This window comes from Prevotella sp. SGI.167, assembly GCF_050313615.1.
Classification (GTDB): domain Bacteria; phylum Bacteroidota; class Bacteroidia; order Bacteroidales; family Bacteroidaceae; genus Prevotella.
Genome location: NZ_JBNPLT010000067.1, coordinates 1 through 3,754, shown reverse-complemented (window position 1 = coordinate 3,754; position 3,754 = coordinate 1). Strand labels below are relative to the sequence as shown.

Genomic DNA, 3,754 nt, shown 5'->3' with positions numbered 1-3,754 from the left:
AAATCAAGGTTTTCGGACGGTCTGGGGGGGCATTATTTTAAACAAACAAGAAATAGGTAAAAGGAAATTAATCGTTTGTTGGTGTTTTGTGCTTTTGGGATTATTACCACTTCTCATTTTCAAATATTTTAATTTTTTGAATGAAAGCATCACGTCTGTTTTGACCTCCACAGGACTACATTTTATGTTACCAGGTTTAAATTGGGCTATACCAGTGGGCATATCGTTTTATACTTTTCAAGCTGTTGGTTATTTAATGGATGTGTACCACAAACGTATTTCTGCGGAAAAAAGTTACTTGGATTTTGCGCTCTTTGTGAGTTTCTTTCCGCAGGTCATGTCAGGACCAATCAGTACTGCTAAAGACTTAATGCCACAGATAAAACAGTCACGATGTTTCAAATTTGAACAGGCTAAGACGGGTTTGCAGGTATTGCTTTGGGGAATGTTTCTAAAGGTTGTTATCGCTGATAGGTTGGGGGATTTTGTTGATACTGTCTATGGACATTATGATTATTATACCAGTATGACATGTGTTAAAGCAAGTCTTGCTTATACAGTACAAATCTATTGTGATTTTGCAGGTTATTCTTTCATGGCAGTCGGTATTGCCAAGATGCTTGGTTTTAACCTTATTAATAATTTTGAACGTCCATATTTAGCAGCATCTGTTACAGAGTTTTGGAAACGTTGGCATATTTCATTGACACATTGGCTTACGACTCATGTATATATCAATTTAGGTGGAAATCGTTGTTCGAAAATTCGTCAGTATTTTAATATTCTTATAACCTTTCTGGTTAGTGGACTGTGGCATGGAGCCAACTGGACTTTTGTTTTATGGGGTGTACTCCACGGATTTTTCCAGATTGTAGAAAAAGCACTAATGGGTGACTGGTTGAAAAAAGAATTGAAAGAAAAAAATATTCGACTGACTACTATTCGATGTGTTAGAATCTTCATAACTTTTTGTTTGGTAAGTTTTGCATGGATCTTTTTCCGTATGCCAACAATAGGAGAGGCTTTTGATATAATAATCCGTATGTTTAGTAATGCAGGTGGCAGAGTTGAAAGTCCTATGTATAGCTATATTGTCTACACTGCTATTTTAGGACTTTTTGGAAGTGAATTTATGAAGGAATACTGGCCTTATAAATTCTCTTTAATTAGGGGCAAATCAACGGTTCTAAGATGGACGGCATACTTGCTTTTATTCGCAAGCATTATACTTTATGGAGTTCTTGATTCAGGCTCGTTTATCTATGTGTCATTCTAAAAAGCTAAGACAATGAAAAAGTTTATCAATAAATTAGTTTTATTTTTTGGACTGGTAGTTTTAACTGATATATTATGTGGCTTATGTTTTGACTTTCTTTTTGCACATGCAAAGAGTGGCTCAACTGAAAGAATAGCACATATTGCGAAACAAACGAATGAAGACATGTTGATTTTTGGTAGCTCTCGTGCTGTTCATCACTATGATGCAACAATGATAGAGAAATCATTAGGAAAGAGTTGCTATAATTGTGGTTTTGACGGTCAAGGTATTCTTCTATTCTATGGGTTGTATCAAATGATAAATAGAAGATATCGTCCGAAGGTTATAGTTTATGATATTCAGCCAAATTTTGATTATCTAAAAGGAGACAATATCAAATATCTAAAAACACTTCGTCCATATTATTGGAATCAGAAAATTCGTTCCTATATATCAGACGTTGATAAAGTAGAAGCTGTTAAAGACGTAAGTTCTATGTATCGCTATAATGGTATAGGTGTGCAAACTCTTTGTGATTTATCTATAGCAAGGGTAAATAACATAAAAGGTTATCAACCTTCAGAAAGTAAGATGGTAAAAGAGCCAATTGTCGATGATAAACCATTTGTCCATGATGAAAAGCTGGATACGGTAAAAATCCACTACATGGAGAAACTTATCCGTGAATGCAAAGAAAATGGAACTAAACTTATTTTTGTCATTTCTCCTTTGTATAAACGAACAAACTCAATAGAATATGAACCAATCAGAAAGATAGCAAAGGCAAATGGGATACCTTTCATTGATAATACAAGTTTCTTTGGGCATAATACAGAAATGAGTTATTTCAGCGATGCTGTTCACTTGACAAAAGAGGGAGCTTCGGTATATACTGAACGCTTTATTGATCAAATAAAACCATTTGTAGAGAATTATAAGTAAGTTATCAAATAACGCTTATAAATTATAATCCCATCCGAGTGACGGCTGAGTGCAGAGCGATACTGCAATGGGGTTCTAATTTTTTCCTTGTTGTAAACTATACAAGATGCATTTGCAAGATTGTTAATACAAAAGGGAATCCCCAAATAGAGTTTTATTTATTTTTATAATTATGGGTAAGTTAAAAATATCAAAGATTGAAGTTAGAAAATTATTTGGTGTATATAACTATGATTTACAATATGCATCAAATGAGGTTACATTTGATAATTTAATGATTCTTTATGGTGATAATGGTACGGGAAAATCGACCATTTTACGTATGATTAATTATCTGTTGTCTAATAAAGAACGAAATGGTCATAAGTCTGAACTTGCAAATATTGCTTTTGAGTCTTTCTTGATAAGTTTTACGGATGGCAGTTATATTAAGGCCTTTAGGGAAAATGATGAGTTTCATTGGTTGGGCAAATATTCTATTTCTTATAGCATAAAGGGTCAAACTGATACATTTACTTTACGTGCTGAAAGGGATGATGAAAAGTGGGCTATTGGGACAAGATATTCTCCAGCAGAAAAAAAATATTTTCTGTTGTTGGATTTACTTAAGGATGAAGATATTCTTTTCATTTCAGATCGTAGAAAAGAAATTAATGGGGTGGATCATACTGCCATTGAAGAAATAGAGACCTTTAATAGCAGAATGAGAATAAGAAGAATTGAAAAGCGTGAAGAAGAAGTTGAACATGAAATTCGTTTATTGCAAGAGTGGCTTATAAATAGGGCTTTATCTGCTTCAAAAAAAGGAGAGGAAGGCACTTCTAATATATATGCTAAACTTATTGAGCAGTTCTCTGTAAATAATTCGGTTGAAGAAAACGAAAAGTCTTTGGAAGATATCAAGAAGGAACTTGAGATTATTGCGGAAAAGGCCAAGCCTTATGTTGATATGGGATTTCTTAATGAAACCGATTATAAATATTTGCTGCAGAATATTGATAGAACGCAGAAGTCTAAGATAGGAGTTGTTCAGGCAATACTTACTCCATATATAGAGACGCTTAATAACAAGATGAGGGCTTTGAATGATTTGATGGAAATTCTTTCATATATGCTAGAAAGTTTATCTATTTATTTACATGAAAAGACTATTTCTTTTTCTGTAAGTGACGGTTTCTCTATACGTCATGTAAAAAATGGAGAACAGGTATCTTTTGATTGCTTGTCATCTGGTGAAAAACAGTTGCTTATATTGTTTAGTAAAGTTATACGCAACAGTTCAAAATGCTCCTTCATTATTATAGATGAGCCAGAAATCTCACTTAACATTAAGTGGCAGCGTATGCTTATGAATACATTGAATTTTTTTGTTAGTGATAATCATGCACAGTTTATAATTGCAACGCATTCTTTTGAAATATTATCAAAACATATGGGCAATGTAGTACAATTACGAGATATAGAATAATAATATGTGTTTATTCGAAAAGAGAACTATAGATGAAGTTATTTCTATCTGTAAATTAGAACCATCTACCAAAAATATTTATGTTG

At 33.1% G+C, this 3,754-nt stretch carries 3 protein-coding genes; all 3 read left to right on the top strand.

All coding sequences use genetic code 11. The features are described 5' to 3' along the window. A partial coding sequence (locus ACQRBJ_RS15710; protein ID WP_445304191.1) for an MBOAT family O-acyltransferase occupies positions 1 to 1,276 on the top strand: 1,276 nt, incomplete at its 5' end. Between the two features lie 12 nt (positions 1,277 to 1,288). Next, a complete protein-coding gene (locus tag ACQRBJ_RS15705; RefSeq protein WP_445304190.1) occupies positions 1,289 to 2,200 on the top strand; it encodes a hypothetical protein in 912 nt (303 codons plus the stop codon). 172 nt (positions 2,201 to 2,372) lie between these two features. Further along, on the top strand, positions 2,373 to 3,668 hold the full coding sequence (locus ACQRBJ_RS15700) for an AAA family ATPase (protein ID WP_445304189.1): 1,296 nt from the start codon (positions 2,373 to 2,375) through the stop codon (positions 3,666 to 3,668). The last annotated feature ends 86 nt before the right edge of the window (positions 3,669 to 3,754 follow it).

Bases quoted from the DNA above. Each gene is read 5' to 3' on its own strand.
- ACQRBJ_RS15700 (WP_445304189.1), top strand. From the start codon at position 2,373: ATGGGTAAGTTAAAAATATCAAAGATTGAAGTTAGAAAATTATTTGGT.
- ACQRBJ_RS15705 (WP_445304190.1), top strand. From the start codon at position 1,289: ATGAAAAAGTTTATCAATAAATTAGTTTTATTTTTTGGACTGGTAGTT.